The sequence below is a fragment of the Lysinibacillus sp. NPDC093210 genome, from assembly GCF_044753985.1.
Lineage (GTDB): Bacteria > Bacillota > Bacilli > Bacillales_A > Planococcaceae > Lysinibacillus.
On record NZ_JBIVOE010000007.1, the window covers coordinates 1 to 26,413 of the forward strand.

General features: G+C 36.6%; 24 protein-coding genes. 15 read left to right on the forward strand and 9 right to left on the reverse strand.

Going from position 1 to position 26,413, the window contains the following annotated elements; translation table 11 throughout:
- Nucleotides 1-352 precede the first annotated feature (352 nt).
- The 7 genes from ACIP9C_RS16090 to dnaA all read right to left on the reverse strand — a co-directional run bounded on the left by ACIP9C_RS16090 (nt 353) and on the right by dnaA (nt 10,287).
- Nucleotides 353-1,441, reverse strand: a complete 1,089-nt coding sequence (locus ACIP9C_RS16090; protein ID WP_401012228.1) for an HD-GYP domain-containing protein — start codon at nt 1,439-1,441, stop codon at nt 353-355.
- A gap of 146 nt (nt 1,442-1,587) precedes the next feature.
- A complete protein-coding gene (gene gyrA, locus ACIP9C_RS16095) occupies nt 1,588-4,065 on the reverse strand; it encodes a DNA gyrase subunit A (RefSeq protein WP_401012230.1) in 2,478 nt (825 codons plus the stop codon).
- 25 nt (nt 4,066-4,090) lie between these two features.
- Nucleotides 4,091-6,025 carry a DNA topoisomerase (ATP-hydrolyzing) subunit B gene (gene gyrB / locus ACIP9C_RS16100; RefSeq protein WP_401012232.1) on the reverse strand — a complete coding sequence of 645 codons (1,935 nt, stop codon included), beginning with the start codon at nt 6,023-6,025 and terminating at the stop codon, nt 4,091-4,093.
- A 91-nt stretch (nt 6,026-6,116) separates the two neighbouring features.
- Nucleotides 6,117-7,232 carry a DNA replication/repair protein RecF gene (gene recF, locus ACIP9C_RS16105; protein WP_401012234.1) on the reverse strand — a complete coding sequence of 372 codons (1,116 nt, stop codon included), beginning with the start codon at nt 7,230-7,232 and terminating at the stop codon, nt 6,117-6,119.
- 3 nt (nt 7,233-7,235) lie between these two features.
- The gene (gene yaaA / locus ACIP9C_RS16110) at nt 7,236-7,460 is read right to left on the reverse strand and encodes a S4 domain-containing protein YaaA (protein WP_401012236.1); all 225 of its coding nucleotides are present in this window, start codon (nt 7,458-7,460) and stop codon (nt 7,236-7,238) included.
- Between the two features lie 172 nt (nt 7,461-7,632).
- A complete protein-coding gene (gene dnaN, locus ACIP9C_RS16115) occupies nt 7,633-8,769 on the reverse strand; it encodes a DNA polymerase III subunit beta (protein ID WP_401012238.1) in 1,137 nt (378 codons plus the stop codon).
- Nucleotides 8,770-8,937: 168 nt separating this feature from the next.
- A complete protein-coding gene (gene dnaA, locus ACIP9C_RS16120) occupies nt 8,938-10,287 on the reverse strand; it encodes a chromosomal replication initiator protein DnaA (protein ID WP_401012240.1) in 1,350 nt (449 codons plus the stop codon).
- A 554-nt stretch (nt 10,288-10,841) separates the two neighbouring features.
- On the opposite strand from dnaA, the gene rpmH reads away from it, so the two are divergent.
- From rpmH to ACIP9C_RS16175, 11 genes are all read left to right on the forward strand, one after another.
- Entirely contained in the window at nt 10,842-10,976 is a 135-nt protein-coding gene (gene rpmH, locus ACIP9C_RS16125; protein ID WP_004233310.1) for a 50S ribosomal protein L34, read from the forward strand.
- A gap of 94 nt (nt 10,977-11,070) precedes the next feature.
- A complete protein-coding gene (gene rnpA, locus ACIP9C_RS16130) occupies nt 11,071-11,415 on the forward strand; it encodes a ribonuclease P protein component (protein WP_340821516.1) in 345 nt (114 codons plus the stop codon).
- Nucleotides 11,416-11,653: 238 nt separating this feature from the next.
- Complete coding sequence (yidC, locus tag ACIP9C_RS16135; protein WP_173479130.1) at nt 11,654-12,424, forward strand: membrane protein insertase YidC; 771 nt, start codon at nt 11,654-11,656, stop codon at nt 12,422-12,424.
- Entirely contained in the window at nt 12,421-13,242 is an 822-nt protein-coding gene (jag, locus tag ACIP9C_RS16140; RefSeq protein ID WP_401012242.1) for an RNA-binding cell elongation regulator Jag/EloR, read from the forward strand. The genes yidC and jag overlap by 4 nt, the downstream gene beginning before the upstream one ends.
- A 304-nt stretch (nt 13,243-13,546) precedes the next feature.
- A complete protein-coding gene (gene mnmE, locus ACIP9C_RS16145) occupies nt 13,547-14,932 on the forward strand; it encodes a tRNA uridine-5-carboxymethylaminomethyl(34) synthesis GTPase MnmE (RefSeq protein ID WP_401012243.1) in 1,386 nt (461 codons plus the stop codon).
- Nucleotides 14,933-14,959: 27 nt separating this feature from the next.
- Nucleotides 14,960-16,855, forward strand: coding sequence for a tRNA uridine-5-carboxymethylaminomethyl(34) synthesis enzyme MnmG (mnmG, locus tag ACIP9C_RS16150; protein ID WP_401012245.1), 1,896 nt, complete (start codon nt 14,960-14,962; stop codon nt 16,853-16,855).
- A 152-nt stretch (nt 16,856-17,007) separates the two neighbouring features.
- A complete protein-coding gene (rsmG, locus tag ACIP9C_RS16155) occupies nt 17,008-17,724 on the forward strand; it encodes a 16S rRNA (guanine(527)-N(7))-methyltransferase RsmG (RefSeq protein WP_401012247.1) in 717 nt (238 codons plus the stop codon).
- 180 nt (nt 17,725-17,904) lie between these two features.
- Nucleotides 17,905-18,804: a nucleoid occlusion protein gene (noc, locus tag ACIP9C_RS16160; protein ID WP_401012249.1), complete on the forward strand. Its 900-nt coding sequence runs from the start codon at nt 17,905-17,907 to the stop codon at nt 18,802-18,804.
- Between the two features lie 233 nt (nt 18,805-19,037).
- Nucleotides 19,038-19,799 carry a ParA family protein gene (locus ACIP9C_RS16165; protein WP_173479136.1) on the forward strand — a complete coding sequence of 254 codons (762 nt, stop codon included), beginning with the start codon at nt 19,038-19,040 and terminating at the stop codon, nt 19,797-19,799.
- Nucleotides 19,792-20,643, forward strand: a complete 852-nt coding sequence (locus ACIP9C_RS16170) for a ParB/RepB/Spo0J family partition protein (RefSeq protein ID WP_401012251.1) — start codon at nt 19,792-19,794, stop codon at nt 20,641-20,643. The genes ACIP9C_RS16165 and ACIP9C_RS16170 overlap by 8 nt, the downstream gene beginning before the upstream one ends.
- 74 nt (nt 20,644-20,717) lie before the next feature.
- Nucleotides 20,718-21,434, forward strand: a complete 717-nt coding sequence (locus ACIP9C_RS16175) for a DUF554 domain-containing protein (RefSeq protein WP_401012253.1) — start codon at nt 20,718-20,720, stop codon at nt 21,432-21,434.
- On the opposite strand, the gene yyaC is transcribed toward ACIP9C_RS16175, so the two are convergent.
- Nucleotides 21,351-21,983, reverse strand: a complete 633-nt coding sequence (gene yyaC, locus ACIP9C_RS16180) for a spore protease YyaC (protein ID WP_401012255.1) — start codon at nt 21,981-21,983, stop codon at nt 21,351-21,353. The genes ACIP9C_RS16175 and yyaC overlap by 84 nt on opposite strands.
- 93 nt (nt 21,984-22,076) lie before the next feature.
- Here yyaC and ACIP9C_RS16185 point away from each other — a divergent pair, with 93 nt between their 5' ends.
- The 4 genes from ACIP9C_RS16185 (at nt 22,077) to ACIP9C_RS16200 (ending at nt 25,789) form a co-directional block, all read left to right on the forward strand.
- Nucleotides 22,077-22,958 carry a mechanosensitive ion channel family protein gene (locus ACIP9C_RS16185; RefSeq protein WP_401012257.1) on the forward strand — a complete coding sequence of 294 codons (882 nt, stop codon included), beginning with the start codon at nt 22,077-22,079 and terminating at the stop codon, nt 22,956-22,958.
- A 1-nt stretch (nt 22,959) separates the two neighbouring features.
- Nucleotides 22,960-23,160 carry a DUF951 domain-containing protein gene (locus tag ACIP9C_RS16190; RefSeq protein WP_340821535.1) on the forward strand — a complete coding sequence of 67 codons (201 nt, stop codon included), beginning with the start codon at nt 22,960-22,962 and terminating at the stop codon, nt 23,158-23,160.
- 260 nt (nt 23,161-23,420) lie between these two features.
- On the forward strand, nt 23,421-24,521 hold the full coding sequence (gene ychF, locus ACIP9C_RS16195; protein WP_401012258.1) for a redox-regulated ATPase YchF: 1,101 nt from the start codon (nt 23,421-23,423) through the stop codon (nt 24,519-24,521).
- Between the two features lie 227 nt (nt 24,522-24,748).
- Nucleotides 24,749-25,789 (forward strand): acyl-CoA dehydrogenase family protein, encoded by a 1,041-nt coding sequence (locus ACIP9C_RS16200; protein WP_401012260.1) that lies wholly within the window; start codon nt 24,749-24,751, stop codon nt 25,787-25,789.
- A 17-nt stretch (nt 25,790-25,806) separates the two neighbouring features.
- Here ACIP9C_RS16200 and ACIP9C_RS16205 read toward each other — a convergent pair whose 3' ends face one another.
- The gene (locus ACIP9C_RS16205) at nt 25,807-26,379 is read right to left on the reverse strand and encodes a DUF3267 domain-containing protein (protein WP_401012262.1); all 573 of its coding nucleotides are present in this window, start codon (nt 26,377-26,379) and stop codon (nt 25,807-25,809) included.
- Nucleotides 26,380-26,413 lie beyond the last annotated feature (34 nt).

A 26,413-nucleotide genomic window follows, 5' to 3' on the forward strand; every position in this document is an offset into this window, starting at 1 on the left:
CGTTCGTCCTGAGCCAGGATCAAACTCTCCATAAAAGAAATTTGATTAGCTCAAATTGTTTTGCTGGCATCAATTTTGATGTCCAAAATTTTGTTTCGTTCACTAACGAAGTTAGCTAATAAAAACTATATTGATTACGTTTTGCTTGTTCAGTTTTCAAGGTTCATTTTGTTTCGTTTTACGCGTCACCTCTTGGCGACTCATTAATAATATCAAGTATCATAATCTATGTCAACACTTTCTCTAAAAAAAATAAAATAGTTTTTAATAACGATAATTCACTCTTATATTACAACAAGTTAATAAGGCAATCAGAACCTTTAATGACTGCCTTATTAATACTTTGCTCATGCTATTCATTTGTAATTATTCGTGAAATATAGAAAGTACGATTTTTACCTAAATCAAAAATCTCACCAGTGATACTTAATTTAATTATTGGTCGAGTTGGAGCATATTTGTTAACGAACATTACTTCCCCGCGCTCTAGATTTGAAAGCTCAATAATTGTACCAATAGGTAGGTCTGCCACTAAATCAATCAGTGCTCTTACTACTTTAATATCAAACTTTCCAAACTCTGACTCATTAATCATTTCTATAACTTTAAACGAAGATTGTTTAGATCGATAGATACGCTCACATGTCATAGCATGAAAAACATCTGCAACAGCAATAATTTGAGCAAAGATAGATATATTAGCAATTTTCTCACCTTTAGGATAACCGCTTCCGTTTAAGCGCTCATGATGCTGGAATATGGCTTCTTTTATTGTATCTTTCAAGATGGTTAAATCCTTTATCATGTTGTAGCTATATATAGGATGTTTATAAATCTCTGAAAATTCTTGTTCGGTTAAAGTCGATTTTTTATCTCGAATACGTGGATGAATTTTAGCCATTCCGCAATCTGCTAATAAACCACCAATTGCTATTTGAATCGTTAATCCTTTATCATAACCTAATTTTTGAGCAATAACGGAAGAAATCAAAGCTGTACCTACACAATGATGATATAAATAATCTTTAGGATTAGAATATTCGTTTAAGTTAAAAATTATAGTACGATCTTCTAATACCATATCTAGTAAAGGCAAAATAATTGTACGCGCTTTTGTAATATCTACCTTTGCACCAGCCTCCCAATTTTTGAACTCCCTTTTAAATTGTTCCACAGAATTGTCGTAAACTCTTTTAAAGGTTGGGATAGCTTCCGGTTGTATAACAAAATCTATTTCTTTTTCGGTTTCTACTAAAACATCTTTTACATTATCTTTATATACAGGTGCTCTTGAAATATTAAATGCACTAAAAACTTGTAAATGTTCATGGGATACTACTGTATCTTTAAAGATAATAGGATATTGTGTATTAGCAAAAATATCTTCAGAAATAACTTTTCCTAATCGTAATTCTGAAATTGGGACATGTACCGTTTCCACGAAATTAAACACCTCTTTACTATTTCACTTACTTAAATTAAGGTCTATTAATATATTATCACGAATTTCAAAATTATTACTTATTTTTCACGATATATAATAAAAACCGATGAGCAGCAACTAGAGCTGTCGTCATCGGCTTTTTTTTATTCTTCTATTTGTTCATTTTCATCTTCTTCGTCAGACACATCTTCGTCTTCTTTTTCCACTTTCGCTACAGTAGCAACCAGTTCGTCATCTCCTAAGCGAATTAAACGAACTCCTTGAGTACTACGACCGATTAGTGAAATATCATTTACATCCATACGTATAAGCATTCCGTTAATTGTAATAAGCATTAAATCTTCAGAACCATCGACAGTTTTAACAGCTACCATAGGACCGTTTTTATCGGTAATTTGAATTGTTTTTAAACCAACGCCACCGCGACTCTGTAAACGATACTCCTCTTCGGTTGTACGTTTACCATAGCCTTTTGCGGTAACAACTAAAATTTCTTGTCCTGGTTCAACGATTTCCATTCCAACTACTTCATCGCCGTCACGTAGTTTAATACCACGGACACCGCCTGCTGTACGACCCATTGATCGAATATCATCTTCTTGGAAACGAACAAGCATCCCGTCACGTGTACCTATAATAACTTGCTTTACACCATCCGTTAAACGAACAGCAATTAAATCATCATCTTCTCGTAAACTAATAGCAATTAAGCCATTTGTACGGATATTAGCAAATTGTGATACTGGTGTACGCTTCGTAATACCTGTTTTCGTCGTAAAGATAAAATAAGCATCCTTATCAAATGAATCTACGCGAATCATTGCAGTAACTTTTTCACCTTTATCGATATTGAGTAAGTTAACGATAGGTAAACCTTTAGCTGTACGGCCATACTCAGGAATTTCATAGCCTTTCGCACGGAATACTTTCCCCTTAGATGTGAAGAATAAAATAGTATCATGCGTGGAAGTATTCATAAGGTGTTCTACGAAATCATCATCGTTTGTACCCATTCCTTGTACACCACGGCCACCACGCTTTTGACTGCGGTATGTATTGGCAGCTAAGCGCTTAATATAACCATTATGCGTTAAAGTAACAACCGAATTTTCTACAGGAATTAAATCCTCATCTTCAATCATTTCCATACCGCCAGATGTAATTTCGGTACGACGTGCATCATTGAAGCGCTCTTTAAGTTCTAATATTTCAGTACGAATAATCTCAACAATTTTAGCTTCGTCAGCTAGAATTGCTTTTAATTCAGCAATTAGCACTTGTAACTCTTGATATTCTGCTTCAATTTTTTCTCGTTCTAATCCACTCAAACGAACTAAGCGCATATCTAAAATAGCTTGCGCCTGACGTTCAGATAAATTAAATCGTTCCATTAATTGTGGTTTTGCTTCTTCACCGCTACGAGAACCACGAATAATTGCAATGATTTCGTCGATATGGTCAAGTGCAATACGTAAGCCCTCTAAAATGTGCGCACGGTCTTCCGCTTTCTTTAGGTCAAATTCAGTACGGCGACGAATAATGACTTTTTGATGCTCTAAATAATGATAAAGCATCTCTTTTATGCCCATTACTTTTGGTTGACCATTTACTAACGACAGCATATTAACACCGAAGCTTGATTGCATCGCTGTTTGTTTATATAGATTATTTAAGACTACATTAGCATTTGCATCTTTTCGTATTTCAATAACTACTCGCATACCACGGCGGTCAGATTCATCACGTAAATTTGTAATGCCATCGATTTTTTTATCGCGTACTAGCTCTGCGATTTTTTCGATTAGTTTTGCTTTATTTACTTGGTAAGGTAATTCATGAATAAGAATTGTTTCCTTACCATTAGATCTTTGTTCAATTTCTACTTTAGCTCGAATAATAATTGAGCCACGACCGCTTTCATAAGCACGGCGAATACCACTACGCCCTAAAATTATTCCCCCAGTTGGGAAATCCGGACCTGGAATGATTTCCATCAATTCTTCGGTTGTAATTGCAGGATTTTCAGATAGTGCTAACACTCCATCAATCGTTTCCCCAAGATTATGCGGGGGAATGTTTGTTGCCATACCAACGGCAATCCCCGCCGCACCATTAACTAATAAGTTTGGATAGCGACTTGGTAAAACAATTGGTTCTTTTTCAGAGCCGTCATAGTTATCTGTGTAGTCAATTGTGTTTTTATTTATGTCACGAAGCATTTCCATTGCAATACGAGACATACGTGATTCTGTATAACGCATTGCCGCAGCTCCGTCGCCATCGACAGAACCAAAGTTCCCGTGACCATCAACTAGCATGTAACGATAACTAAAATCTTGCGCCATACGTACCATTGCATCATAAATAGAGGAGTCACCATGTGGATGGTACTTACCCATTACATCCCCAACGATACGTGCTGATTTTTTATACGCTTTATCTGCTGTATTACCTAGCTCTTGCATGCCGTACAGAATACGACGATGAACTGGTTTTAATCCATCGCGCACATCTGGTAATGCACGCGAAACGATTACACTCATTGCATAATCGAGGAAGGATGTTTCTATTTCTTCTGTTATATTAACTCCTTTTACTCCGGAGCGTTCTTGTTCTGACAAAGTGTAGACCTCCTCTCAAGAAAAATTAAATATCTAAATTAGCGTATACTGCATTTTCTTCAATGAATTGACGACGAGGTTCTACTTCATCGCCCATTAAGCGTTCGAAAGCTTCATTTGCTTTAATCGCGTCATCTAATTCTACTTGTAACAATGTGCGGTGCTCTGGATCCATCGTTGTATCCCATAGCTGCTCTGCGTTCATTTCCCCAAGACCTTTATAACGTTGAACGACAGGTTTTGGCATACTTGACAATCTTCCTAAAATCTCTTGTAGCGCAATATCATCATAGCAATATTCAACATGCTTACCTTGCTTCACTTGATATAGTGGTGGTTGTGCAATATAAATATAGCCAGCATCTATTAGCGGTCTTAGGAAACGGAAAAAGAATGTTAAAAGTAACGTACGGATATGTGCTCCATCTACGTCGGCATCCGTCATAATAATGATTTTATGATAACGGGCTTTTTCTAAATTAAATTCCTCACCAATACCAGTACCGAATGCTGTAATCATTGCTCGAATTTCTGCATTCGATAAAATTTTATCTAATCGTGCCTTTTCAACGTTCAAAATTTTTCCACGTAAAGGTAAAATCGCTTGGAAATGACGATCACGTCCAGATTTTGCTGAACCACCGGCAGAGTCACCCTCTACAATGTAAATTTCACATTCTGCAGGATTTGTAGAAGAACAGTCCGCAAGTTTACCAGGCAAACTTGATACTTCAAGCGCTGATTTACGGCGTGTAAATTCACGAGCCTTTTTCGCTGCTACACGTGCGCGAGCAGCCATTAAGCCTTTATCAATAATTTTACGTGCTACAGTTGGATTTTCTAACATAAAACGTTCAAAGCCATCTGAGAATAATGCATTCGTTATTTGGCTTACTTCTGAGTTACCGAGCTTTGTTTTCGTTTGTCCTTCAAATTGCGGATCAGGATGCTTAATAGATACAATAGCCGTTAACCCTTCTCGAACGTCTTCACCTGTAAGGTTGGCATCTGCTTCTTTTAATAGACCATTTTTACGTGCGTAATCATTGATAACACGAGTCAGTGCTGTTTTAAAGCCAGACTCATGTGTACCACCCTCGTACGTATTGATGTTATTTGCGAATGAGAATATATTCGAAGAAAAGCCTGCATTATATTGCATTGCAATTTCAATTGAAATACCATCCTTTTCACCAAGAACATCGATTGGTTCATGGATCGGCTCTTTAGATTTATTCAAGTGCTCTACATAAGAACGAATACCACCCTCATAATGATATGTAGTAGAACGTATCTCATCTTCACGCTCATCTGCAATTGTAATTCGAATACCGCGATTCAAATACGCTAGTTCGCGAATACGGTGTGCTAAAATATCGAATTCATAAACGGTTGTTTCTTTGAAAATTTCTGGATCTGCTTTGAAACGAGTAGTTGTTCCGTTATGATCTGTTTCACCAATAACAGTTAGCGCCTGTTTTGTTTGGCCACGTTCGAATTTTATTTCATGGATATGTCCCTCACGGTGAACTTGAACGATTGTCTCGATTGATAAAGCATTTACAACCGACGCCCCTACACCATGAAGACCACCAGATACCTTGTAACCCCCACCACCGAATTTACCTCCGGCATGGAGCACTGTCATAATTACTTCAACAGCTGGTTTACCCATTTTTTCTTGAATACTTACAGGAATTCCTCGCCCATTATCTTCTACACGAATCCAGTTATCTTTTTCAATCGTAACTGAGATATCAGTACAAAATCCTGCAAGTGCTTCATCAATACTATTATCAACTATTTCCCACACCAAATGGTGAAGTCCTTTAGAGCTTGTTGAACCGATATACATCCCTGGTCTTTTACGAACCGCTTCTAAACCTTCTAATACCTGTATCTGATCGGCTTCATACGCTTGATCTTGTAAACCTTCGTTTTCTATAGCCACGGCTTCCATCTACTCCTTCATAACATCTTTGTGTGTAAATGAATGAACAGTCAACCGAGCTGACTATTACCATTCTTTTATAATCTAAAAAACTCCCTGGCTAACTTTCTTCAATCGCACCTTGTTTCACGTGGAACAGCTGTGCATGTTCCATCGTCTCATGATGAATTCCATCAACACTTGTAGTCGTTACAAAGGTTTGGACTTCACCTTGAATGGTATTTAATAAATGCGATTGGCGATAATCGTCGAGTTCCGACAATACATCGTCTAAAAGTAGAATGGGTGTTTCATTTGTTTCTTGTTTAATTAACTCAATTTCGGCAAGCTTTAATGATAAAGCAGTAGTACGTTGCTGCCCTTGGGAGCCATATGTTTGCACATCATAGTCGTTCACCAAAAATTGCAAATCATCTCGATGTGGACCAACCATAGTGACGCCACGATCAAATTCACGGTCCTTAACCTCTATTAGCTTTTTAAGCAAGAGATCTTCAATTTCACCAGTCGTAAGTCCTTTATTAATACCTGCTACGGTGCGGTATTTAATAACTAAAGTTTCCTTGCCTTGTGAAATTCCTGCATGAATTGGTTCTGCCCACTCCTGTAACAAATCCATAAATTGAAATCTTTTTCGAATAATTTGGGTAGCTGCGTGAATATACTGCTCATTATAAACATCATACATCACGTCGTTCGTCATTACCTTGCCCTGATTCATCTTCAAATAATGATTACGTTGTTTTAAAATCTTTTGAAAGGTTAATAAATCATGTAAGTAGACTGGCGAAATTTGACCAATCTCCATATCGATAAAACGTCGTCGTATTTGCGGGCTTCCCTTTACAACGTTCAAATCTTCTGGCGCAAACATCACTACATTCATTTGACCAATGTAATGGCTCAGGCGACTTTGTTCAATATGATTAATCTTACCTTTTTTGCCCTTTTTCGTAATGGTAAGCTCTATCGGTAAAATACCATGCCTTTTTTGAACGGCCCCTTCTATTTTACCATAGTCTGAATCCCAACGTATCAATTCTTTATCGTTCGTCGTACGATGCGATTTAGCCATCGCTAATACGTAGATAGATTCCATAACATTTGTTTTCCCTTGGGCATTTTCACCAATAAATACATTTATTTTTGGAGAGAAATTTAACGCCAATTCGTCATAATTACGGTAATTTGTAAGTTTTAACTGCTCTATATGCATAATTTATTGTCCAAGAGGCCCAACAATTCGGAACCGGCCAGATCCAGGGATATTTACAACATCTCCATTACGTAATTTGCGACCACGGCGATCGTCTACCTCGCCATTTACGTAAACATCATTTTCGTGTAAAAACCATTTTGCCATTCCACCTGAGCTAATAGCATCGGTCATTTTTAAAAGTTGCCCTAATGTGACAAACTCTACGTCGATTTCAATGTCTTTCATAGCTGTGTTACCCTCCAAATACAGAATGTCTATCTCTCTATCATACCTAAAAATGCATCATAAGTAAAAAAAGATAGCCGCAACTAGCGACTATCCCAAAGTTTATCCAAATAAAGTAAACGTAACACAAATATCTTTTCTCAGCATTGCTCAACTAATAAAAATTAGATGATCAATATGTTCGTACTGGTAAAATTAATTGTAGAATTGCATCATCGTGCACAGAACGTAAAATAAACGGTCTCATAGCGCCTGTAAATTGAATCACTACATCTTGGCCATCGATTGCTTTCAATGCTTCCATCATGTATTTCGCGCTAAAGGAAATTTTTAAGCTTTCCCCTTCTAATGCTTCAACAAGTATTTCTTCTTGTACTTTACCAATCTCCGGAGAATTCGATGAAACTTCAACCGCTTGACTGTCTAAAATTTCAAATCGCACGACATTATTACGATCACCTCGCGCCACAAGTGATGCACGATCGATTGCTTGTAACAATGCTTTACCGTTAATCGTTACATTTGTTTGATATTCTTCTGGAATTAAACGTGATGTATCAGGATAGTTTCCTTCAAGCAAGCGAGAGAAGAATAATACATCTCCTGTTTTAAATAATACTTGCTGACTTGTAATAACAATTTGGACAAGGTTTGTAGAGTCTTCTAACACTTTGTTTAACTCATTTAAACTTTTACCAGGAATTACGACGCTATGTTCAACTTCTGGTAAATCTTCAAGTTGTACTTTACGTCTTGCTAAACGATGGCTATCTGTTGCAACACAGATTAATGTTTCGTTTTTTATCTGCCAGTTTACACCTGTCAACACCGGTCTGCTTTCTGAAGTAGCTACAGCAAATACTGTTTCACGGATAATTGATTTTAATAGGTCTGCAGGTATAGTAAATTTTTGATCTTCGGTTAATTCGGGTAATAAAGGATATTCAGCTGCATCTGAGCCAATTAAATGGAATTCAGATTTACCTGAGCGAATATGCGTTTGGAAACCTGTTGTAACTTGAATTTCTACCTCATTTGTTGGCAATTTACGTACGATTTCATTGAACATACGTGCTTGTACAACAATTGAACCTGTTTCTGTAATGTGTATTATTTGTTGTCCATCTTCTTCTACAGGAATAAATGTTTGAATTGTAATATCAGCATCACTACCAGTTAAACGAATTCCTTCGTGTGTCACATCAATTTTAATCCCCGTTAATATTGGAATAGTTGTTTTTGAACTTACTGCTTTCATGACATCATTTAAACCTTCTAGTAAACGGTCACGTAAAATATCAAATTTCATTTCTTTTCCCTCACATATTTATATTATTTATTTATTTAAATATAAAAGATATAGTAATAGGCCCTGTGGATTTGTGGATAAGTGCTTCTATGTGAATAAAATCAGTCTATCCACATGTAGATAGACTGTGTATAAGTTTGTGTTTAAATATTTGAGTTGTCCACAAGATTATTTCCCTAGCATGCTACGAATTTGTTTAATATCTTGTTGCAACTGAGTGTCATTTTTCAACATCGAAGATATTTTTTCATGTGCATGAATAACTGTAGTATGATCACGACCACCAAATTCTTCGCCAATTTTCGGCAATGAGAAATCTGTTAATTCGCGCGATAAAAACATCGCAATTTGTCGAGGAAAGGCGATTAGTTTTGTTCGTTTTTTAGCTGTAAAGTCTTCTAAACGAATATTAAAGTGCTCTCCTACAGCATTTTGAATGTCTAAAATAGTTACAGTTCTTGGCTTCGTATTAGGAATAATATCTTTTAACGCTTCAGCGGCTAATGTAGCATTAATATCTTTGTTAACTAGCGATGAGTATGCTACGACACGAATAAGCGCACCTTCAAGCTCCCGGATATTGGAGTCAATCTGGTTCGCGATATAGAGCATTACCTCGTTTGGTACATCCAAACCATCCGCTTTAGCTTTTTTTCGTAGAATGGCAATACGCGTTTCTAAATCTGGTGGTGCTATATCTGTAATAAGCCCCCATTCAAATCGAGAACGTAAGCGATCCTCTAAAGTAGGGATTTCCTTTGGTGGACGGTCACTAGAAATGACAATTTGTTTTGATTCCTCGTGTAATGTGTTAAAAGTATGGAAAAATTCTTCTTGAGTTGATTCTTTTCCAGCAAGGAATTGAATATCATCAATTAGCAGAACATCTACATTACGATATTTATTGCGAAAATCGAGTGCTTTATTATCACGAATAGAGTTAATAAATTCATTCGTAAATTTTTCTGATGATAAGTAAACGACTTTTGCATTAGGATTATGTTCTAACACATAATGGCCAATAGCGTGCATTAAATGCGTTTTGCCAAGCCCTACTCCCCCATATATAAAGAAAGGGTTATAAGCCTTTGCAGGGGCCTCAGCGACAGCTAATGATGCAGCATGAGCAAAGCGGTTTCCAGAGCCAATAACGAACGTATCAAATGTATATTTCGGATTTAACATTCCTGGTGAAATATCATGATGGTCGTTATTTTTAGCTTGGATAATCGGCGCTGGTAAGTCAAAATCGTCCGAATCCTGGTTTTTTTGAACAACAAATTTAATAAGCAAGTCTTCGCCTGTTAGCTCCGTTAATATACCTGTAATCAAATGAATATAATGATTTTCAAGCCAGTCTCGAGCAAACGAATTTGGCGCGGCAATTGTCACTGTTGAACCACTTCCATTGTAAGAAAGTAATTTTGTAGACTTTAGCCACGTTTCAAAGCTTGGTTTAGAAATTTTTTGTTCAACTTGAGCCAGGACATTATTCCATAATTCTTCTAAATGTTCCAAGCTGCTATTCTCCTTTACAGTTCAATACATATACAGCAATAAAAAAATATAGTGCATTTATGTGATAAGTAAATACGTTCATTTTACGACTAATCCACAAAATCACAAGCTGTGGATAATACTTAACCAAAGGCTGTGATAAAAATTATCCACAGCATATCAACAGTTGTGGATAAAAGAATAGTTCGTTTTAGTTTTCAACAAAGTGAAGCACAGTAATCGTATCAGAAAAACAAAGCTATTTCAATAGTTTATGAAACTTATCCACACAACCTTGATTTACTCACTATTGAGTTGTCCACAAGGACTGCTTATGTGAAAAAGCTGTAGATAACCGTTGTGGATAAAAAATAAGGCAAAAAATACTATACACAGGTCTGTGTAAAAAAAACAAGTATTCTGTGGATAATTTAAAAGAGGGAAATTAAAAACATAGATTAGACGGATTAAAAGAATTTTATAAAATTCATTGACAAAGTAGCTGTTTACTTTATATAATATGCAGGTCTGTATGTTGAAAAATTCAACTTTCATTCAGGAGGTGTCTATATACAATGAAACGTACTTACCAACCAAAGAAACGTAAGCACAGCAAAGTTCACGGTTTCCGCGCACGTATGAGCACGAAAAACGGTCGCAAAGTTCTTGCTGCTCGTCGTCGTAAAGGAAGAAAAGTTTTATCAGCATAAAATAAGTCCACTGAGCCACATCAGTGGTCTTTTTTTTCTTTATTTTTTGAAGCCGATAAGGATCAAAAGTATAATTTAGTAGCAGGTGAAAGTAATGAAAAAACGCCAACGAGTGAAAAAGAATGAGGATTTTCAAAAGGTGTTTAAAAAGGGTAAATCTTTCGCGAATCGACAGTTTGTCGTTTATTTTTTCCCAAAAGAGGGACAAACAGAATTTCGTGTAGGTTTATCAGTTAGTAAAAAACTTGGTAATGCGGTAACACGCAACCAAATTAAACGTTATATTCGACAAAGTATTCATGAATTAAAAGATGAACTAAAGCCGAATATGGACTATGTTATTATCGCCAGACATCCGGCGGCCACTATGGATTTTCATGAAGTGAAACAAAGTTTGCAGCATGTACTACGAATTGCTAGAGTATTAAAGAAATCGTAATACATACGGCAACCAAAGTGGCGATAAAGTACACTTATAAAAGATTCCACGATAACTTATGTTAATTTAGTAAACACAATACTGCATGAGCCTATAATAATTGGCATATTTAGTAGAGTGAAAGCTAATTTGCATGATAAAATAACTGATAACTTTATTCAGTCGTAATTATAAAATTGAATAAAGACAACGCATATAGATTTAAGAAAAGTGAATAGTAATTGTAGGGGGAAGACGGTTGAAGAAACAACTTTGGGTAATTTTGTCGCTAGTATCAGTAGCATTACTACTATCTGGATGTACAGAATTTAATGAACCAATATCCAAAGAAAGCCAAGGCTTCTGGAATGAATTCATTGTTTGGCCGCTAGTATCAGCAATTAAATATTTTGCTGATTTACTTGGTACGTATGCATGGGGGATTATTGCGGTAACAATTATTATTCGTTTAGCAATTCTTCCATTGATGATTAAACAAACGAAGAGCTCTAAAAAAATGCAAGAAATTCAGCCAAAATTGAAGGAATTGCAGAAGAAGTATGCTTCTAAGGATGCACAAACACAGAAACAGTATCAGCAAGAAATGATGAAGCTGATGAGTGAGTCCGGTGTAAACCCAGTTGCTGGATGTTTACCAGTAGTCATTCAAATGCCAATTTTAATTGGTTTCTATCATGCGATTAGTCGAATGAATGCTACACCTGCTTTTGATTTAGGAAATTTCTTTATCTTCCCATTAGCAGAATCTGCACCTGCTTTGGCAATAATTGCTGGTATCATGCAATTTTTCGTTTTACGTACGGGCCCAGCAATGGATAACCCTCAAATGAAAATAATGATGTATATTATGCCATTCATGATTATCGGTTTTGGTATGGCGTTACCAGCTGCATTATCACTATATTGGGTAATCGGGAATATTATCTCGATTCTTCAAAACCTGTATATTTATAAACCTTGGCAAAAAAATAAAACACAACCTGCTCAAAATGGAGGGGCTAAAAAGTGAAACAACTTACGCAAATAGGCGCAACAACACAAGAAGCGATCTCATTGGCGTTACAGAAACTTGGCAAAACCCGTGAACAAGTAGATGTTGAAGTTTTACAAGAAGGTAAAAAAGGATTTTTAGGTTTTGGAGCACGTTCTGCAGAAGTGCGTGTGACTGTAAAGGAAGTACAAGTTCGTCCAACTACAGAAATGGAAAGTGTAGCTGAGCAAGGTGAAACAGCTACTGAGCAATTGAACGAACAAAAGGTAGTGGATGACGTTGAAAAATCAAGTTCACAAGTTTCAGAACAACCAATGGATATTGAAGCTATTCAACAAGTAGTTAAAGAAGAGGAAAAAGAGGAAGAAGATCACTCTATAAATCCAATAGAAGAAGCAAAAGCTTACCTAGTAAGTATAGCTAAGCAATTGGACATTCAAGATCTTGAAATTGAAACAAAGCGCGAAGGTAAATATGTGATGTTTCAATTGAATAGTGAGAAGGCAGCACTGCTTATAGGGAAACGCGGTCAAACGTTAAATTCCTTGCAACAATTAACACAACTTGTATTAAATAAAACGGCTAAACAGTTCCTAATGGTTAAATTAGACGTTGAAAACTACCGAGAACGTCGTCAAGTAGCCTTAGAGCAACTGGCGGATCGTATGGCTGATAAGGCACTTCGTTTAAATCAACGTGTGGCATTTGAGCCGATGCAATCATACGAAAGAAAAATTATTCATAATCAATTAGCGAATCGCCTTGATATTGAAACATATTCAGAAGGAACAGAACCGAATCGCTATTTAGTTATTGAACCAGTAAAGAAAGCCTAGGCTCTCTTTACGAAAAGGCATACAGACATATGCTATAAAAAAAAAACGGTCATTTTATCTATGATAAAGTGGCCGTTTTTTAATGTCTTATAAGCCAATTAATGTGTGTACCCATGCAACAAGTCGAAAAATGTCGGATATTGCAAGTTTCAATACGTGGATAAAGGATTAAAATTTCCAGCTTATCCACAATTGGAAATTATCCTTACTTTAGATTTTATCGAAAATATGTTAGTCTAAGATGTTAGAAAGTGTTGATCGGTTTTAATTATCCACATGTGGATAACGTTGAGGAGGTAATGAAATGGAGTTCGATACAATTGCTGCGATATCCACACCTATGGGTGAAGGTGCTATTGCTATAGTTCGCTTAAGTGGAGATGAAGCAGTAGCGATTGCAGATAAAATATTTAAATCGCCTGGTGGGAAAAGTTTAACAAAGCAGGCTTCACATACAATTCATTATGGGCATTTAGTGGATCCTAAAACAAATGAGGTAGTAGAAGAAGTCATGCTATCGTTAATGCGAGGACCGAAAACGTTCACGCGTGAGGATGTAATCGAGATTAATTGTCATGGAGGACTTGTGTCAGTTAATCGAGTATTAAAATTAGTATTAACGAATGGTGCAAGACTTGCAGAGCCAGGAGAATTTACAAAACGTGCATTTTTAAATGGACGTATTGATTTATCGCAGGCCGAAGCGGTGATGGATTTAATTCGAGCAAAGACAGATCGTGCGATGAATGTAGCGCTTGGTCAAATGGATGGGAAATTATCTCGCCTCATCGGTGATTTACGCCAAGCATTGCTAGAGACATTAGCGCAAGTAGAGGTTAATATAGATTATCCAGAGTATGATGATGTAGAAGAAATGACAGTGCCCGTATTGCTTGAAAAATGTACATGGGTGCGTAATGAAATTATTAAACTTTTACAAACGTCTTCTCAGGGAAAAATTTTACGTGAAGGCTTATCGACTGTTATTTTAGGACGACCGAACGTAGGGAAATCTTCACTTTTAAATAGTTTAGTACAAGAAAATAAAGCGATTGTGACAGATATAGCAGGTACAACTCGTGATATTATAGAAGAGTACGTAAATGTACGTGGCGTACCTCTTCGTTTAGTCGATACGGCAGGCATTCGTGAAACAGAAGATATTGTAGAGCGAATTGGTGTTGAACGTTCTCGTGAGGCGTTACAAAGCGCAGATTTAATTTTATTCGTATTAAACTATGCAGATGAATTAACGATTGAGGATGAACGTCTTTTCGAAACAATTGAGGCGATGGATTATATCGTCATTGTCAATAAAACAGATTTACCGCAAAAAATTGATTTAGATCGTGTAAAAGATTTAGCAGGTAGTCATCGTATTGTGACAACGTCTCTTTTACAAGAAGAAGGCATAACAGAATTAGAGGAAGCAATTGCTGCATTATTCTTCGAGGGTCAAATTGAAGCGGGCGATTTAACATATGTATCAAATGCACGTCATATTGCATTACTCCACCAAGCGCAAGCGACCGTAGAGGACGCGTTAGCTGGAGCACAGGCTGGAGTACCGGTTGATATGGTGCAAATAGATGTAACAAGAACTTGGGAAATACTTGGTGAAATTATTGGGGATACGGTGCAAGAAAGCCTAATAAATCAGCTATTTTCACAGTTCTGTTTAGGGAAATAATTCTACTAGAGAAGGGAAGATACGAGCATGCCAACACAATATGAGGCAGGCACGTTTGATGTGATTGTTATTGGAGCGGGTCATGCAGGCGCAGAAGCTGCGTATGCTGCTGCTAAAATGGGCGCTAACACGCTCATGTTAACAATCAACTTAGATATGATTGCATTTATGCCATGTAACCCATCCATTGGTGGTCCTGCAAAAGGGATTGTCGTACGTGAAATTGACGCACTAGGTGGGGTCATGGGGAAAGTTATTGATAAAACGCATATTCAAATGCGTATGTTGAATACAGGGAAAGGTCCAGCTGTTCGTGCATTACGTGCACAGGCGGACAAAGTACTATACCAACAAGAAATGAAACGTGTATTAGAAGAAAATGAAAACCTAACTATACATCAAGCGATGGTAGAAGAGCTGATTATTGAAGAAGACGAAGTAAAAGGTGTTGTTACACAAATTGGTGCTATTTATCGTGCCAAAAAAGTAGTGGTAACTACAGGTACATTCCTACGTGGTGAAATTATTATAGGGGACATGAAATATTCAAGTGGCCCAAATAACCAACAGCCTTCAATTCGCTTAGCCGATAATTTAAAAGAACTAGGCTTTGATCTTGTGCGCTTTAAAACAGGTACACCACCTCGTGTTAATAGCCGTACAATTGATTATTCAAAAACAGAGATCCAACCAGGCGATGATGTACCGCATGCATTTAGCTTTGAAACAACGGAATTCATCATGGATCAACTTCCTTGTTGGTTAACATATACAAGCCCTCAAACACATGAAATTATTGAGGCGAATTTACATCTTTCACCGATGTACTCAGGTATGATTAAAGGAACTGGCCCGCGCTATTGTCCTTCAATCGAAGATAAAGTCGTGCGATTTAATGATAAGCCGCGCCACCAAATCTTCTTAGAGCCAGAAGGACGCAATACTCGAGAAGTTTATGTGCAAGGTTTATCGACAAGCTTACCTGAGCATGTTCAACAACGTTTGCTAAAATCAATACCAGGTTTAGAACAAGCTGAAATGATGCGTGCAGGCTATGCCATTGAGTATGATGCCATTGTGCCAACACAATTATGGCCAACGTTAGAAACGAAACGCATTAAAGGTTTATATACAGCAGGACAAATTAACGGAACTTCAGGCTATGAAGAAGCTGCTGCTCAAGGCTTAATGGCAGGGATGAATGCCGCTGCCAACGCCCTTGGTAAAGAAGAACTGATTTTAAGCCGTTCTGATGCTTATATCGGTGTCTTAATCGATGATTTAGTAACGAAAGGTACGAATGAGCCTTATCGTCTCCTAACATCTCGAGCTGAATATCGTTTACTACTGCGTCATGATAATGCAGATTTACGTTTAGTAGAACACGGTTATAAAATGGGTATGTTATCAGAGCAACGTTACGAAAAGTTCATGGAGAAAAAATCGTTAATTGAAAATGAAATTGCACGCCTTCGTGAAGTCATTATTAAACCGAATGAAGCAACGCAATCTACCATTCGCTCTGTAGGTGGTAGTGAACTGAAAGATGGAATCCGTGGCGCAGATTTATTAAAACGTACGGAAATGCACTATGATTTAGTCTCTTCATTAATACCAGCTGATATTGAATTTACGGATGAAATAAAAGAGCAAATCGAAATTCAGCTAAAATATGAAGGTTATATTGAAAAGGCATTGCAACAAGTTGAAAAGCTTCATAAAATGGAAAATAAAAAAATTCCAGAAAACATTGATTATGACGCCATTTCAGGTCTTGCAACAGAAGCACGACAAAAATTAAAACAAGTAACGCCACTTTCTATTGCACAGGCGTCTCGAATTTCTGGTGTAAACCCTGCAGACATTTCGATTTTACTTGTGTACATCGAACAAGGAAAAATCGCACGTGTAAGTGGCGAATAATAGAGGAACAGCAAAGTGAATAAGAGGCGGGCATACCATTGTGCCCGCTTCCTATTTTTAGGCTATATTATGCCTCGAGGTTGATTGCTTCCTAATAGACATGACAAACAGCAATTAGACTATACTGAGCCATTTTTTAAAGGAGACCTTACATGAACGAACAACAATTTATTGAGGCATTGAAGGACAAGGGCATCGAGCTTTCTGAAAAGCAAGTTGCACAGTTTAAAAAGTATTTTGAACTGCTTGTCGAGTGGAATGAAAAGATGAACCTAACTGCTATCACAGATTTTGAAGGGGTCTATTTAAAACATTTCTATGATTCAATTAGTGCCTCGTTTTATTTTGATTTTACAAAGGTAACAACAGTTTGTGATGTAGGAGCAGGAGCTGGTTTCCCAAGTATTCCAATTAAAATCTGCTTCCCACATTTACAAGTAACAATTGTAGATTCTTTAAATAAACGAATTACATTTTTAAATCATTTAAGTGATGAATTACAGTTAGACCATATGCATTTTGTTCATGCACGCGCAGAGGAATTCGGTCAAAATGTAAAATATCGTGAGCAATTTGATGTTGTGACAGCCCGTGCAGTAGCTCGCTTGTCTGTACTATCAGAATTATGTGTGCCATTGGCAAAACAGGGTGGTTATTTTGTTGCATTAAAGGCTTCTGCAGGTCCTGAAGAATTAAAAGATGCAAAAAAAGCATTGATTACTTTAGGTGTTTCACTAAAAGAAGAATATTCTTTCTCTTTACCTGTTGAAGAAAGTGAACGTACTTTATATGTTTTTGATAAAATAAAAGGAACACCAAAAAAATACCCGCGTAAACCTGGTGTACCAAATAAAACACCTATTCAATAATTAGTGTTTCATGTGAAACTTCTCAAACTGGAAATATATTTTCTCTAGTTTGAGCATACATACTAGTTATGGATGGTTCACGCAAATGACATCTATGAACTATATACATTTTAGGAAATATAATAAATAATAATAGAATGAGACAGAGCAAGATAGTTACTTAAAGGTGGTGCCACTTGGATGAAAAGTCCTTTTTCACGTTTTTTTGGAGGCGGAAATAAAGCAGAGCCTATTGTGGAAAATGAAGTAGAACAAGCAGAGGCGGTTCGTACAACAGAAGAGGTTATTAAGCTTCCAATCGATCAAATTGTACCAAACCGTTTTCAGCCACGTACTATTTTTGATGACGAAAAAATTGAAGAATTATCAAGAACCATTCATACTCATGGTGTGATTCAACCAATTGTTGTACGTAGCACAGCAAACAATCAATATGAAATCATTGCCGGTGAGCGTCGTTACCGAGCAATGAAAAAGCTACAATGGACGGAAGTTCCTGCGATTGTACGAAATTTAACGGATAAGGAAACAGCATCAATTGCATTAATCGAAAACCTTCAGCGTGAAGAGTTAACGGCAATTGAAGAAGCGGTTGCCTACCAAAAATTATTAGAGCTTCATGAACTAACACAAGAAGCACTGGCTCAACGTCTAGGAAAAGGACAATCCACGGTAGCCAATAAATTACGTCTATTAAAGCTTCCTGAAGAAGTACAGCAAGCTATTTTAAAGCGTCAAATTTCTGAAAGACATGCACGTGCACTAATTGCAATTAAAGACCAACCTTTGCAATTAGAAATTTTGCAAGGGGCAATTGAAAATGATTGGAATGTGCGTCAATTAGAAGAGCACATTCATACATTGCTACATCCTGAAGTGGTGGATCAAGAAGAAGATGTTCCTAAAAAGGTGAAGCCGAAAAGGAAAGCGATAAGTAAAGATGTTCGTATCGCATTGAATACGATTAAGCAATCGCTATCAATGGTGACGAAAAGTGGTATAACGGTTAAAACAGAGGAAGAAGATACGGAAGAATATTATCAAATTACAGTGAAAATACCTAAAAAGAAGAAATCTTAATAAATATTTAATTATACTAAAAAAGTAATTTGTACTGTACTATATCTTCTGTACAGAGGAGGATCTTAGAATTATTTCTAAGATGCCTCCTTTTTTGTATATATTCTTAATATTTTATACAACTCTATTCGTTTTTTTTGATAGAATGATAATTAAGATAACGGTATTGAACAATGATTTTACAAATGGATTTGTCAAAGCAAACTTTGATAGATGAAAGCAGGTGCTTTTAAATGGGTAGAATTATAGCAATCGCCAATCAAAAGGGTGGCGTAGGTAAAACAACGACATCGGTCAATTTGAGCGCTTGTCTGGCATACTTGGGGAAAAAAGTGCTATTAATCGATACAGATCCACAGGGCAATACAACAAGTGGACTTGGCATTAATAAAGGTGAAATACAAAGTTGTATTTATGATGTCCTAATCGATGATGAAAATGTTGAAAATGTCGTTCAACAAACAAATGTAGAAAATCTATCAATCGTTCCTGCAACCATTTCACTAGCGGGAGCAGAGATTGAATTAGTTTCCACTATTTCTCGGGAAGTACGTTTAAAGCACGCACTTCAAGATGTGAAAGAAGACTATGACTATATTATTATTGATTGTCCACCGTCACTAGGGCTTTTAACGATTAATGCATTAACTGCGTCGGACGCGTTGATTATTCCTGTGCAATGCGAATATTATGCCTTAGAGGGCTTAAGCCAATTATTGTCCACTGTACGTTTAGTGCAGAAGCATTTGAATCAGCAGCTATATATTGATGGTGTATTATTAACAATGCTTGATGCAAGAACCAATTTAGGGTTGCAAGTAATTGATGAAGTAAAAAAATATTTTCAAGATAAAGTATATAAAACAATAATTCCTCGTAATGTGCGATTAAGTGAGGCTCCGAGTCATGGACAGCCTATTATCATTTATGATGCAAAATCAAGAGGAGCTGAAGTTTATTTAGAGATGGCGAGGGAAGTGATTAAAAATGGCTAAAGGTTTAGGAAAAGGTATTGGTGCTCTATTTCCAGGAGAATCGTTAGAACAAAGCGGGCAAGTAGAAGAACTACAACTACAGCTAATAGTCGCAAACCCATTTCAGCCTCGTAAAATATTTGATGAAGAAGCTTTGCAAGAATTAGCAGATTCAATTCAAGAGCATGGTATCTTACAGCCAATTGCTGTACGAAAAAAGGCACGAAAATATGAAATTGTAGCGGGCGAACGTCGCTTTAGAGCAGCACAAATAGCTGGGCTAGACATAATACCAGCCATTGTTAAAGAGCTAACAGACTCACAAATGATGGAACTTGCAATATTAGAAAACCTTCAGCGTGAAGATTTAACAGTTATTGAAGAGGCTGAAGCATATCAAAGTTTAATGGAAAACTTACACTTAACACAAGAGGAACTATCCAAGCGATTAGGTAAGAGTAGACCACACATTGCCAATCACGTTCGATTATTAGCTTTGCCAGAGGATGTTCGTGCATTAATGAATGACGGTACATTATCAATGGGGCAAGGACGTGCATTACTTGGATTGAAAAATAAACGAAGAATTCCAGAAATTGCACTCAAGATTATAAAACAAGGTTTAAACGTACGCCAAGTTGAAATTTTAGTGCAAAATTTAAATGAAGAAGTTTCACGTGAAACATCGCAGCCGAAGAAGAAGGATATTTTTGTTGTAGCGAAGGAATCTCAGTTAAGAGATTATTTTGGTACAAATGTCCAAATTAAAAAAGCGAATAATAAAGGTAAAATTGAGATTGAATTTTATTCAGAAGATGACTTAGAACGTATTTTGGAAATATTAAACATCCAAGAAGACGATTAAGGGACCATTAATGTAAATTAGAGCGCCGACATACTAGGCGCTCTCTATTTTTTAGAGAGAAAGAAGGCCTTTGTGTGGTTATTTTAGGAGCATTAATTAATGCACTACTAATAGTAGTAGGCGCATTGGTGGGGCGCATTTTCAAAAATATTCCTGAGTCGATGAAAACTTCTGTATTATCGATTATTGGCTTATCAGTCGCACTATTAGGAATAAAAATGGGCTTTGAGAGTAATAATTTTATTATTTTAGTGGTAAGTTTAGTAGTAGGAACTGTGATAGGAGAATGGTTAGATTTAGATAAGCAAATGAATCGACTTGGTCAGTGGGTAGAATCGCTTTTTAGTAAAAGGCGTAATAGCGACAATCAAATTAATATTGCAGAAGGCTTTGTAACTGCTTCATTAATATTTGTTGTTGGATCAATGGCGATAATAGGTGCACTCGATAGTGGTCTTCGTCATGACCATAACGTCCTAATAACAAAAGGGATTATTGATGGATTTACATCGATTATTTTAGCGTCTACTTTAGGTATTGGCGTACTATTATCAGCCGTTCCAGTATTTGTTTATCAAGGTATTATTGCAATTTTTGCAGGCGTTATCAGTGCTTATATTCCAGATGATGCACTACAGATGTTCATCACAGAAATGACGTCTGTAGGTGGTGTTATGATTTTAGCGATAGGTTTGAATATAGCTGGCTTAACAAAGATCAAGGCTGCCAACTTGTTGCCGGGTATCGTCGTTGTCGGTATTATGGTTGCCATCATCTATCCTTTTCAGTGAGTAACGATGTGCAGCAAGCAGTAAAGCTCGTGAAAGCTTTTCGGCCATTGCATAAGATATATGCAACCTAGTATTTTGTAAAACAAGCATTTCCATAAAGCCTCCAATATTGACTATTCCTTTAACGGAAATGTCACCGATTGGGGGCAATTCTTTTTTTACAGCTTTCCCAGGCAATATTGGTCCATCCTGCACGGCAATATGACCAACATTTTGTTCACTACCGAGACATGCATCAATCGCAATGATAAATGGTTTCGTAGTATGATGGTGTAGCTGCTGTATTGAAGTATCTAAGTTAAGGGCATGCAATGGATTTTCCAAAGTTCCTACAACTTCATAGGGAAAACTAACAGACTTTTTCAAAAAGCTTCCTGTTAATGGACCGAGTGTATCCCCAGTACAACGATCACTACCGATACAGCAAAAAACAAGACGTTCATGATGGAAAGGGATATACTCTAAAAATAATGTACTCAATTGCCACACGGCATTTTTACTTTCATGATGAAGAGAATAGGGTAGTACTAAATTAGGTATAGTATTCATAAAAAAACTCACTTTCATTTTTATTTGGTGGAAGTGCTCAATTTTTATGCAGTATACGCAAATTTTTAACAAGTTATTCAAGAGGTGGTAATAATGGATTTTAACGCTAGGTGGATAAAGAAAAAATGGGATATAGTCACGTCCGAGACATTTTGGGATCAGGTAATTGATGCAACATTTGAGATTACGATAATCCTTATTGCATCGTGGTTAACAGTGCGATTAGGTAAAAAATTTATCAAAAAAGTATTCTTAATACGTATGCGCTCACCATTAAATCACTCAGAGCGTCGGCAACGAACAATTGCGAGATTACTACAAAGTGTTATTTCCTATGTTGTTTATTTTTCAGCTATTATAGCTATCCTATCTTCGCTAAACATTAAAGTCGCTGGTTTGCTTGCAGGGGCTGGAATTGTCGGTTTAGCTATCGGTTTTGGTGCACAAAGTTTAGTGAAGGATGTCATTACAGGGTTCTTTATTATTTTTGAAGACCAATTTGGTGTAGGGGATTATATTAAAATAAACGCAGCAGAAGGAACTGTTGTAGAAATTGGATTACGTACAACAAAAATTAAAGGTTCTACTGGTGAGCAATTTATTATTCCAAACGGTTCAATTGGAGAAGTTATTAATTACTCTATCAATAACTCGAAAATTTTTATAGATTTACAAATGACTACAGATGCAGACTTTGAAAAAGCGGAAGCGCTTATTAAACAGTATTTAGATTCGCTTCCAAAAATTCATAAAGAGCTTGTAGCAGCACCTATCTTTTTAGGTGTACAAAATGTAAAAGGTACCGAAGTAACCATTCGTATTGCTGCAGAGACATTACCACAGCAACAATATGGTGTGGCACGAACAATTCGTCGTGATGTAACAAAACTGTTTGAAGAACATAATATTCCTATGGCGTATCCTAATATGATGTTATATGGTGGAAATGGGAAAGAAGATGGGAGTAGTGAATAATATGGAAGCGAAAAAGTTTGAACTAAATGATATTGTTGAAATGAAAAAACAGCATCCTTGTGGCACAAATGAGTGGAAAATTATTCGGATGGGTGCGGATGTGCGCATTAAATGTGAAGGGTGTCAGCACAGTGTGATGATTCCACGTCGAGAATTTGAGAAAAAAATGAAAAAGGTCCTTAAGCATGCAAGTGAAGCCTAGCTTTTTGCGTATTAGACTTTTTATGGGCGAATCAATATAATAGATAGGGTTATACAGAAATCTCTAACTTGCTTCAGAAGTCCTCAAAGGGATGAATATCAACTATGCACTTAATTGCATTAGGGATTCTACCTACAATTGAATCAATTTCAATCCCTCGGCTTACACAAATGTGCTGTTTGAAGTAAGAATTTTAGCACCTAATAATACGGGATAAAAACAACAAAATTGAACTGATCATAGAAAGGTTGTGTCCATTTATGGCATTAACAGCTGGAATCGTTGGTTTACCTAACGTTGGAAAATCAACACTATTTAACGCAATTACAAAAGCGGGCGCTTTGGCTGCAAACTATCCATTCGCAACAATCGATCCAAACGTAGGTATCGTGGAAGTACCAGATGCACGTTTAGATAAACTAACAGAATTAGTAGTACCGAAAAAGACAGTCCCAACAGCTTTTGAATTTACTGATATTGCTGGTATCGTAAAAGGCGCTTCTAAAGGAGAAGGACTAGGAAACAAATTCCTTGCACATATCCGTGAAGTTGATGCAATTTGCCAAGTAGTACGTTGCTTTGTAGACGAAAATATTACACACGTATCTGGCGCAGTAGATCCAATTGATGATATTGAAGTCATTAATTTAGAGCTTGCACTTGCTGATTTAGAATCAGTTGATAAACGTTTACAACGTGTGAGCAAAATGGCGAAGCAAAAAGATAAAGAAGCGATGGTTGAAGAACCAATTCTTCTTAAAATCAAAGCAGAATTAGAAAACGGTAGACCTGCTCGTGCAGCAGAGCTTTCAGAAGACGAGTTAAAAGTCATTAAAGGTCTTCACCTATTAACTATTAAACCAATGCTATACGTTGCAAATGTTTCAGAGGACGAAGTTGCAGATGCAGATAATAATGAATATGTTCAAAAGGTACGTGAATATGCAGCGGCTGAAGGTGCTCAAGTAATTACAATTTGTGCTAAAATCGAAGAAGAAATTTCAGAGCTTGATGATGAAGAAAAAGCTATGTTCCTAGAGGAATTAGGCATTAAAGAATCAGGCCTAGATCAACTTATCCGTACTTCTTATGATTTATTAGGTCTTGCTACTTACTTCACTGCTGGGGTACAAGAAGTGCGTGCATGGACATTCCGTAAAGGCATGAAAGCACCACAATGTGCTGGTATCATTCATACAGACTTCGAACGCGGATTTATTCGTGCAGAAACAGTTGCTTACAATGATTTAGTAGAGGCAGGCTCACAAGCTGCTGCTAAAGAAGCGGGGAAAGTACGTCTTGAAGGTAAAGAATATATTGTACAAGACGGCGATATCATGTTATTCCGCTTTAACGTCTAAATAAAATGCAAACCGTTGTGCTATCTATAGGTGAGATGTTAGTTGCATCGTTATCTAGTGCTCTCTGTTGTGTAATGTGCACTTGTCTTTCCTGTGGGATTCTATGCGGTTTTTACTAATAGTTATACAAACAAAATAGGCTTCTCCTAGCGTAGTATTTTGACGTTTGGAAAAGCCTATTTTTGGTTATATAATATCAGAATTTTCAATTTCCACAGGGGGATATTATGAACATATTAGAAATAAAAGAACGTGCTTTAGAAATCGAACAGTTAGGAAAGTTGCCACAAGATATATTAGAGGTTATTTATGAGCAACAATTGTTTAAATTGTTTATAGCAAAGGAATTAGGTGGCAAAGATTTAGACTTACTAGAAGGGATAAAAGTGTTTCAGCGTATGTCTGCTATTGATGGAAACTTTGGATGGCTTGTGACGATTGGAACCGGTGGTAATCTATTTATTCCTACGTTAAATCAAGAAATAGGAGAAAAGATTTTTTCACCAAGTGATGCTGTAATAGCGGGGAGTGGCTATCCTAACGGCACGGCCGTAAAAAAGGATGGGGGCTATACAGTAACAGGGCAATGGAAGTTTTGTAGTGGTGCTGACTATGCAACAACCTTTACAATGAATTGCTTTATTAAAGAGGATGGTATTGTAACAGATAAAATCATTAGTTGTGCGATAAGTCGAGAGCAAGTGGAAATCATAAATGATTGGCAAGCGATGGGTTTAAAAGCTACAGCAAGCCATACAATTCGTGTCCAAGATGTATGGATACCGTTCGATAAAACATTCCAATTAGGCATTAGTAAAAATAGATATCATAATGTAGTCCATAGTTTTCCGTTCGCTACTTTTGCAGAAGCTTCTTTTTTAAGTGTCTGTCTCGGAATTACCGAGAATTTTTTAGATGAAGCTTTTTCCCTAATGGAGCAAAAAAATAAGAAATCCTCTTATAGTGAACGTATAGGCGCACTGCAATTTTTATTTATGCAGCAAAAAAAGCGCTTTTTACAAGTTGAAGAACAATTTTACGCTGTGCTAACAGACTATTGGCAACAACATAAACTTGGGGTTGAATTGACAGAGCAAGAATTACAACAATTTACGCAAATGAGCAAGGAAAGTGCAGCTGTCTGTGTGGATATTGCAAATAATATCATTCGTAGTCTTGGAATGGACGCTATTATTGAAACAGCCACTATTAATCGAATTTGGAGAAATTTATGTACAGCTGCACAACATGGATTTTTAACGCCATAAACATCGAAAAGAAGTGATTACTTTTGAGATAGTTTCTTTTTCTGTGGAGAATAAACATAAAGCTTTGGTAACTGAGGATCGTCCTGTACAAGGGCTTTTTTTGGATATTTGCGTAATTCCTTATACATGGCGAAATCTCCTACTGCTCCTGCTATTAAAAAGGCACCAGCAAGTAATAAAACAGTACTGTTAAAGTAAAAGCCTGCAATCGTTGGAATAATACCAGTTGTCCAAAATGGTAATAGCAACGCTTTTTTCATTGCGTGATTAGGGAGTAGCTGGTCAGTAGTTGCATAGGCAATACCAAGCTCTAAATTAACACCGTACTTTAACGACTTGTAGGGCACACCGCCGAAAATCATAAAGCCTATTAAATGAAAAGCTTCATGCAAGATGATAAGCACAATATAAAGTATGACAAAAAGGACAACTCCGCTTAGCATACTCCATAACGAAAATTGAAAATCTTTTAGACAAATATATTGTATGGCAATAAATAATAGAGAGAGACCACTAGTGATAACGGCACTATCCATCATTAGTTTTTTTATATCTAATTCAATTACATTAGGTTCTTGATCTGGTGGCATAGAAATAGCTCTCCTTTATAAAATTAATTATTGT

What these genes read in the sequence shown, in the direction of transcription:
- gyrB (WP_401012232.1), bottom strand. Translation starts at nt 6,025, where the DNA reads ATGGAAGCCGTGGCTATAGAAAACGAAGGTTTACAAGATCAAGCGTAT.
- recF (WP_401012234.1), bottom strand. Translation starts at nt 7,232, where the DNA reads ATGCATATAGAGCAGTTAAAACTTACAAATTACCGTAATTATGACGAA.
- yaaA (WP_401012236.1), bottom strand. Translation starts at nt 7,460, where the DNA reads ATGAAAGACATTGAAATCGACGTAGAGTTTGTCACATTAGGGCAACTT.
- dnaN (WP_401012238.1), bottom strand. Translation starts at nt 8,769, where the DNA reads ATGAAATTTGATATTTTACGTGACCGTTTACTAGAAGGTTTAAATGAT.
- rpmH (WP_004233310.1), top strand. Translation starts at nt 10,842, where the DNA reads ATGAAACGTACTTACCAACCAAAGAAACGTAAGCACAGCAAAGTTCAC.
- rnpA (WP_340821516.1), top strand. Translation starts at nt 11,071, where the DNA reads ATGAAAAAACGCCAACGAGTGAAAAAGAATGAGGATTTTCAAAAGGTG.
- mnmE (WP_401012243.1), top strand. Translation starts at nt 13,547, where the DNA reads ATGGAGTTCGATACAATTGCTGCGATATCCACACCTATGGGTGAAGGT.
- mnmG (WP_401012245.1), top strand. Translation starts at nt 14,960, where the DNA reads ATGCCAACACAATATGAGGCAGGCACGTTTGATGTGATTGTTATTGGA.
- rsmG (WP_401012247.1), top strand. Translation starts at nt 17,008, where the DNA reads ATGAACGAACAACAATTTATTGAGGCATTGAAGGACAAGGGCATCGAG.
- noc (WP_401012249.1), top strand. Translation starts at nt 17,905, where the DNA reads ATGAAAAGTCCTTTTTCACGTTTTTTTGGAGGCGGAAATAAAGCAGAG.
- ACIP9C_RS16165 (WP_173479136.1), top strand. Translation starts at nt 19,038, where the DNA reads ATGGGTAGAATTATAGCAATCGCCAATCAAAAGGGTGGCGTAGGTAAA.
- ACIP9C_RS16170 (WP_401012251.1), top strand. Translation starts at nt 19,792, where the DNA reads ATGGCTAAAGGTTTAGGAAAAGGTATTGGTGCTCTATTTCCAGGAGAA.
- yyaC (WP_401012255.1), bottom strand. Translation starts at nt 21,983, where the DNA reads ATGAATACTATACCTAATTTAGTACTACCCTATTCTCTTCATCATGAA.
- ACIP9C_RS16185 (WP_401012257.1), top strand. Translation starts at nt 22,077, where the DNA reads ATGGATTTTAACGCTAGGTGGATAAAGAAAAAATGGGATATAGTCACG.
- ACIP9C_RS16190 (WP_340821535.1), top strand. Translation starts at nt 22,960, where the DNA reads ATGGAAGCGAAAAAGTTTGAACTAAATGATATTGTTGAAATGAAAAAA.
- ychF (WP_401012258.1), top strand. Translation starts at nt 23,421, where the DNA reads ATGGCATTAACAGCTGGAATCGTTGGTTTACCTAACGTTGGAAAATCA.
- ACIP9C_RS16200 (WP_401012260.1), top strand. Translation starts at nt 24,749, where the DNA reads ATGAACATATTAGAAATAAAAGAACGTGCTTTAGAAATCGAACAGTTA.
- ACIP9C_RS16205 (WP_401012262.1), bottom strand. Translation starts at nt 26,379, where the DNA reads ATGCCACCAGATCAAGAACCTAATGTAATTGAATTAGATATAAAAAAA.